This is a genomic window from Bradyrhizobium sp., from assembly GCF_035701725.1.
Classification (GTDB): Bacteria; Pseudomonadota; Alphaproteobacteria; order Rhizobiales; family Xanthobacteraceae; genus Bradyrhizobium.
Genome location: NZ_DASSRP010000354.1, coordinates 1 through 6237 on the forward strand (window position 1 = coordinate 1; position 6237 = coordinate 6237).

Sequence of the window (6237 nt, forward strand, 5' to 3'; positions counted from 1 at the left end):
CTCGCGCACCGCCGCCACCAGCCGGTGGCCATCCTCGGCCAGCAGCAGCCGCTCGGCAATGAGGCGATCCGTGGCCTCGGCCAGTCGCGCGGCCCAGGCATCACGCGATGCGTAGCGCGCTTCGAGGGAAGGCCGCGGACCGTCGGCCCGCAGCCTCTCGGCTTCGGTCTGCGCGAACGGGATCATCGACCCCTGAATCGTGAACAGTTCACCCTCGCCATAGCCCTTCGCGCGCACTGACCAGCCGGCATGCGTGTCCAATGGTGCCGCGAGCAACGGGTGGCGGATGCCCCCGAGGGCGTTGCCGTCGGCATCAGTCGATTGCACGAACACCGGGTAACCCGTGCTCTCGAGCGGCCGTTCAACCGAGTGGTCCCGCAGCCGCAGCTCGTTCAGGACGTTCGGGTATTTCACTTCTGGCAGCCGGGGGAATGTCCGGCGGGCCTCTGCGAGCGGCACCAGCGTGCCGTCGGCGCGCGACGGGAAGCGGCCGTGCGGCGGTGCGGTGCCGTGCTCCACCACTCAAACAGCGCGACCAGCAGCGCACGCATAAATGCGCCGTAACCGAGCCGATTGCCGGGAAGCTGCATGACCGGCTTGGTCAAGGGCCGAAACGGCGCATGCGACACACCGCTTACCGTATAGACCCGCACCTCGTCCGGCATGGCGATGTCGCCGCCGCTGGTATCGGTCGCTATGAGCGAACTGCGCGCCTGCCAGAAGTCGCTTTCGGTATCGAGATGCAGCACCTTCGGGCACACGCCAGCATCATGGGCGCGCTGCAGGATGCCGCCACTCCGACCGCTGATCGGATCGGTCAGCGTCGGATAGCTGAACGGGAACTGGTCGTCGCCGTAAGAGTGATCCTCGTGCTGGCGCGAATAGCGACCGGCCTGCGCAAACTGCCAGTTGACGCAGGTGCGTCGCGATCCCGCCACGACGGGAAAGATGCCGTCGAACACCTAGCGTCCCGCAAGATCCTGGTTGAACCCGAGATGCGCCAAATCACGAAGCACGCGGCCGCTCTGCGAGATGCCGAAACCTAGCGTGTGCCCGATGCGCGGGCGCTCCTGCGGCGCCAGCGGATTGTCTTTTGTTTCGTGCCGCAGGAACGAGACGATGTCGCGGATCGCGGCAAAGCCGATACCCATCACGATCGGATCGCGCGCGCGGTAGACGAACTCGAAGATCGCGCCGTGGTCGAAGCCCGGCGCGGTCGGTCGGGTGATCTCGACATGGCGGTCGTCGACCAGACGCCACGCAAGACCCGCCGGCGTGACGCGGATCGGCCTCGTGTTCGCGTACTGTCAGCGTCGCACCGGCAGGCTCCGCAACAGGATAGACCAGCGTGCCGACGAAGCGCTCTTCGGACAGCTCGTGGATGTTGTTGTCGCCTAGCCCGGATTTCTCATAAGGGGTAGGTGCATCGGGCTCCGGGATCTGAGAAAATCGTGTTGCCAGAACGGTTTGTCTCAGGGTCAGGGGGAATCCCGATGCCGACAGAGTGTAGCGCGGATCTGTTCGGGTTTGCACGTGTCGAAGGGCGCGCGGTGGTCGCTGGGTTTGATGGCGGCACGATGACCTCGGACGGCGGTGGGTTGTTGCTGGGGGCGACCGATCGGGCAATCGGGTTGATCGACCGATTTGCCCGCTGTTTCAGCGACAGCCGATCGAAAGAGTTGGTCGAGCACACCGTGGCAACGCTGGTCGGCCAGCGGGTTTTTGGAATTGCGCTGGGCTACGAGGATCTTATTGACCATGACGCGCTGCGCCATGACCCGATCATGGCGGTATTGGTCGGCAAGCTTGCGGCACGGCGCCGGAACTGCGCGCCGGTGGCCGGCAAATCGACCCTCAACCGCCTCGAATTGGGCAAGCAAGAGCCGACCCCCTATCACAAGATCGGCCATGATCCGCAGGCCATCGAAGCGGTGTTTGTCGATCTCTTCCTCGACGCGCACCGGCACCCGCCGGCGCAGATCATCCTCGATCTCGATGCGACCGACGATCCGCTGCACGGCGATCAGGAGGGGCGCTTCTTCCACGGCTATTACGACTGTTATTGCTATTTGCCGCTCTACATCTTCTGCGGGCGCCATCTGTTGGCGGCCAAACTGCGCCGCGCCAATATCGATGCCAGTGCGGGCGCGGTCGAGGAGGTGGCGCGCATTGTCACCCAGATCCGCGCCCGCTGGCCGCGGGTGCGCATTCTGCTGCGGGCCGATGCCGGGTTTGCCCGCGACGCGCTGATGGCCTGGTGCGAACTGAACGGGGTCGCTTACCTGTTTGGCTTGGCCCGCAATCGCCGGCTCGTCGGCGCCATCGCAACCGAGCTTGCCCAAGCCCAGCAGCAGAGCCAAGCCACCGGCAAGCCGGCGCGTCGCTTCAAGGACTTTCTGTGGTCGACACTGGACAGCTGGAGCCGCGAGCGCCGCGTTATCGCCAAGGCCGAGTGGACAGCGGGCGCCGCCAACCCGCGCTTTGTCGTTACCTCGCTCGACCGCGCCGAGCACGAAGCCCGCCATCTCTACGAGCAAATCTACTGCGCCCGCGGCAACATGGAAAACCGGATCAAGGAGTGTCAGCTCGATCTGTTTGCCGACCGCACCTCGGCCAAAACAATGCGCGCCAACCAGTTACGTCTGTGGTTCGCGTCGATGGCTTATGTGCTGCTGTGCGCACTGCGCCGCATCGCCCTTCAGCACACCCAGTTCGCCGCCGCCGCCGGCGGCACGATCCGGCTCCGGCTATTGAAGATTGGCGCGCTCGTCCGCATCAGCGTGCGCCGCATCAAAATCGCCATGACCTCGGGCTGTCCTTACCAAGGCGAGTTCGCCCTGGCCCACTCGCGGCTGACCGCCGCGGCGCGTTGACCACCCCCAACCGCAATCCCGACATCGCTCAGGACCGGCCCGATGGCCAAACCGGCCCAGACTGCGCCCGCCGGGACTCGCCCTGGTTGCGCGCCTTGTCCTGCACCACTAATGCGCGATTACCGCTCCACGCTAATCCATCTCCGAACACCATATGAGAAATCCGGGCTAGGCGGAAGAGCCGATCGTCTCAAGGGCTTGCGGATGAAGGGCATCGGAGAGTTCCGCCGCCGCGCGTTTTCCGAAGGGGCGGAGCCGAAGCCGTTCCTGGCATTCGATGGCGTGTCGCTGCCGGTTGCGCTCCGCCGCGAGATACGCCTCGACCGCTGTGGGAAGAGCGTCAATCTGCTCTGCCACAAAGGCCGTCAGCTCTGCCGGCGGCCGCTCACCGGCTCTCAGCGGACGACCGGATAGCGCAAATAGCACAGCATCAGTGCGCAACCGAGACGGTTGTGCTCGCCCCGACACCGATGAACGATCACGAGATCGCCGACGGACAAGGTGTAGTGGCGGATGAGTTCACGCGGCTCCGTGGGCGGATCAAACAGCGCGGCGATTTGGGTCTCGGTCAATTGCTGGCGGCGCATCGCTCTTGCTCCCTTGCGGCTTTACGCCGGCAGACCAGCCGATCCGAGCCAGGGAGTCGATGAGCGTGCTGCGCTTGATCGCGAAGGTGCGGCAGACCGCGGCTTTCGTCGCACCCCCATCGAGCGCCGCGACGACGGCCGCCATTTTTTCGGTGTCGATCGCGACCGGGCGCCCGCCGCGTCGGCCGCGGCGTCGCGCCGCGGCGAGGCCAGCGCGAACCCGCTCTTGGATCAACGAGCGCTCGAATTGCGCCAGCGCGCCGAAGACATGGAACAGGAATTCGCCCTGTGGGGTGGTGGTATCCATCTGTTCGGTCAGCGAGCGGAATGCGATCCCGCGCTTCTTCAATTCGTTCACCGTCGCGAGTAGATGGGAGAGCGATCGCCCGAGACGGTCGAGCTTCCACACCACCAGGCAATCGCCCGGTTTGAGAAAGGCCAGCGCCTTTTCAAGGCCAGTTCGATCGTCGCGGCTGCCGCTGGCGCGATCTTCGAACAGATGCCGGTCATCGACGCCCGCCGCCAGCAGGGCGTCACGCTGCAAATCCAGGACCTGGCGATCGCCGTCGGTTGAAACGCGCATGTAACCGATGAGCATGCGTACGGAAATCCCTGGTAGAATGGTTTCCGCACACTATCCCATTCCGACAGGGTTTGTCGCGCAGGTTTTGAGTCCAGATCAGGCCCCAAAACCAGCTCACCGGCTGGCCGTCGGGAATCAGATGTTTGCCGTCACCCCGGCCGCCGCGACCGCGAGACCGCAATGGCTAAAACGCTCGGGGTTGATCAGCGTCGTCCGGGCGGCGTTCCACCTTTGTCCGTTTATGCGTATCAGAGCAGCGTTTCGTTACTTCTGGCCAAGCTATGGATAGATGCTTTTCTCACCGAGACTGCTCGCGCCGCGTGCGTCGACTTCACATCGGCCGGGCCTCGTTGACCCTCGATTATCACCTGCTTTACTGCTCTGTTTATCTAAGGACTGCAAAGAATTTTCCAGGCTAACCGGCTAGCGTTCATGACACTCGTTGCCGAATTCCATCCGTTCAATTCAGGAACCTAATACGTCGCAAAAAAGCTCGCCGCCTTCTCGGGGTTGTAGCCCCGTCGGTCATATAGTTTGGTAGTGCCCAGATCGCGATGCCCGGCGGCTTTCTGCACGTCTTCGAGCTGGGCGCCGTTTTCGAGCGCGGTGGTGATGAAGGTGGCGCGCATCGAGTGCGCCGAGTAGCCGCGATCGAGCCCGAGCTCGCCGGCGTATTTCCGGACCACGCGGTCGATCGCATCGGGGTCCATCTGCCGGCGTTGCTCGTTGCGCTTGCCGTTGTGCCTGAGCGGCCGGAACAGCGGCCCGTCGACGTCGGCCATATGCCCGGCCGCGTCGAGATAAGCGCGCAACCGGGCCGCGGTCTGCGGGTTAATCGCAAGCGCGTCGCGCTTTCCACCCTTGCGCGACACGCGCAACGAATCGTAGCCGCGGTTCTGGTGCAGGTCGCCAACCTTCAGCGCGGCGATCTCGGCGCGGCGCAAACCGACCTGCAAGCCGACCGAGAGGATCGCGCGATCGCGGAGGCCTGCGACCGTGTCCTCGGCTGGCGCGTCGAGCACCTTGCGGGCCTGCGTCTTCGAAAAGGCGAGCGTGGAGCCTTCGTCGCGATTGATCGCCGGTCGCTCGACCTCGCCGACCGGATTGCGCGCGGCGTGGCCGTAGCGAACCAGGTGCTTGTAGAGCGACGACAGCGCCGCGAGCCGGCGGCGGATCGTCGACGAAGCGGCACCCTCGACCTCGCGCATGAAGCGTTCCCAGGCGATCACCGCCTTGTGGTCGGCCTGGCGCAATTGCGCCGGCGTGGTGATCCCGAGCGTGCGCATGAAGTGCTGCACGTCCAGACGGTAGGCGCGCCGCGTCCGCGCGCTCTTCTGCTTCTGCAGCCAGATGGTTTCTTCGGGGATGTCGGCGAGCTGCTCGAGCGTCGACACCCGGCCGCGGCCGGTGTCGGTCGGGGTTGGCAAGTTGGTGGTGTCGTCGATCATAGTCTCCTGGCCCCCGTGTTCCTCCCTTCTTAGTTCCCGATTCGACCCATGGCAACGGACACGTGATAACCCCGATTATCACGTAGAGCAGGACCGCCGAAATGCGCGGATCGGTGTCATTTTGAAGATTAAGTGGCGTAGAATTTTGAACATTATCTGGCGTAAGCTGGGCTATGACAACCCCTGCCGGCAACGCCACGACGGGCGTCGTCCTGACCGAGCTGCCGGAACGACAGCGCGAGCGCGCCCTGGAGCGATACCGCAAGCTTCGCCCACATCTTGAACAGGATGCACCGCTTTCGGGCGTCGCCCGGGAGGCGTCGCTGCCGCTGCGGACGGCTCAGCGCTGGGTCAGCCGATATCGGCGGTTTGGCCTGACCGGGCTGATCCGCGCTGGCCGCATCGACCATGGAAAGCGGCGTCGCGTAGCGGACGATCTGCGCCGCCTCGCCGAAGGGCTGGCGCTGGAACGCCCGCCGCTCGGACCCAGCGCGATTTATCGGGAAATCTGCCGCATCGCGCGGGCCCGCGGCGAGCCGCCGCCGGGATATCACACGATCTACAACGTGATCCGCGCCATCCCCGACGATCTCAAAACCCTTGCCCTGAGTGGTGAGAGGGCCTACCGCGAAGCCTACGACTTGGTTCATCGGCGTGAAGCCGAACGCCCGAACCAGATCTGGCAGGCCGATCACACCCAGCTCGATCTGTGGGCGAAGCGGGCCGATGGCAAGGCAGAACGCCCG

At 64.8% G+C, this 6237-nt stretch carries 3 protein-coding genes and 3 pseudogenes; 2 read left to right on the forward strand and 4 right to left on the reverse strand.

The genetic code is table 11. The annotated features are described in order from the left end of the window. A pseudogene (locus VFL62_RS26930) lies at nucleotides 1-1286 on the reverse strand (alpha/beta hydrolase domain-containing protein); the annotation flags it as partial. Nucleotides 1287-1493: 207 nt separating this feature from the next. Here VFL62_RS26930 and VFL62_RS21135 point away from each other — a divergent pair. Further along, entirely contained in the window at nucleotides 1494-2873 is a 1380-nt protein-coding gene (locus tag VFL62_RS21135) for an IS1380 family transposase (RefSeq protein WP_325174335.1), read from the forward strand. A 168-nt stretch (nucleotides 2874-3041) separates the two neighbouring features. Here VFL62_RS21135 and VFL62_RS26935 read toward each other — a convergent pair. The 3 genes and pseudogenes from VFL62_RS26935 to VFL62_RS21150 form a co-directional block, all read right to left on the reverse strand. Beyond that, a pseudogene (locus VFL62_RS26935) lies at nucleotides 3042-3460 on the reverse strand (DUF4158 domain-containing protein). Then, the gene (locus VFL62_RS21145; protein WP_325174332.1) at nucleotides 3414-4058 is read right to left on the reverse strand and encodes a recombinase family protein; all 645 of its coding nucleotides are present in this window, start codon (nucleotides 4056-4058) and stop codon (nucleotides 3414-3416) included. The pseudogene VFL62_RS26935 and the gene VFL62_RS21145 overlap by 47 nt, the downstream one beginning before the upstream one ends. A gap of 458 nt (nucleotides 4059-4516) precedes the next feature. After that, nucleotides 4517-5491, reverse strand: coding sequence for a tyrosine-type recombinase/integrase (locus VFL62_RS21150; protein ID WP_325174333.1), 975 nt, complete (start codon nucleotides 5489-5491; stop codon nucleotides 4517-4519). A gap of 173 nt (nucleotides 5492-5664) precedes the next feature. On the opposite strand from VFL62_RS21150, the pseudogene VFL62_RS21155 reads away from it, so the two are divergent. Next, nucleotides 5665-6237: pseudogene (locus VFL62_RS21155) on the forward strand (leucine zipper domain-containing protein); the annotation flags it as partial.

Coding starts and splice junctions, on each gene's coding strand:
- VFL62_RS21135 (WP_325174335.1), top strand. CDS start 1,494: ATGCCGACAGAGTGTAGCGCGGATCTGTTCGGGTTTGCACGTGTCGAA.
- VFL62_RS21145 (WP_325174332.1), bottom strand. CDS start 4,058: ATGCTCATCGGTTACATGCGCGTTTCAACCGACGGCGATCGCCAGGTC.
- VFL62_RS21150 (WP_325174333.1), bottom strand. CDS start 5,491: ATGATCGACGACACCACCAACTTGCCAACCCCGACCGACACCGGCCGC.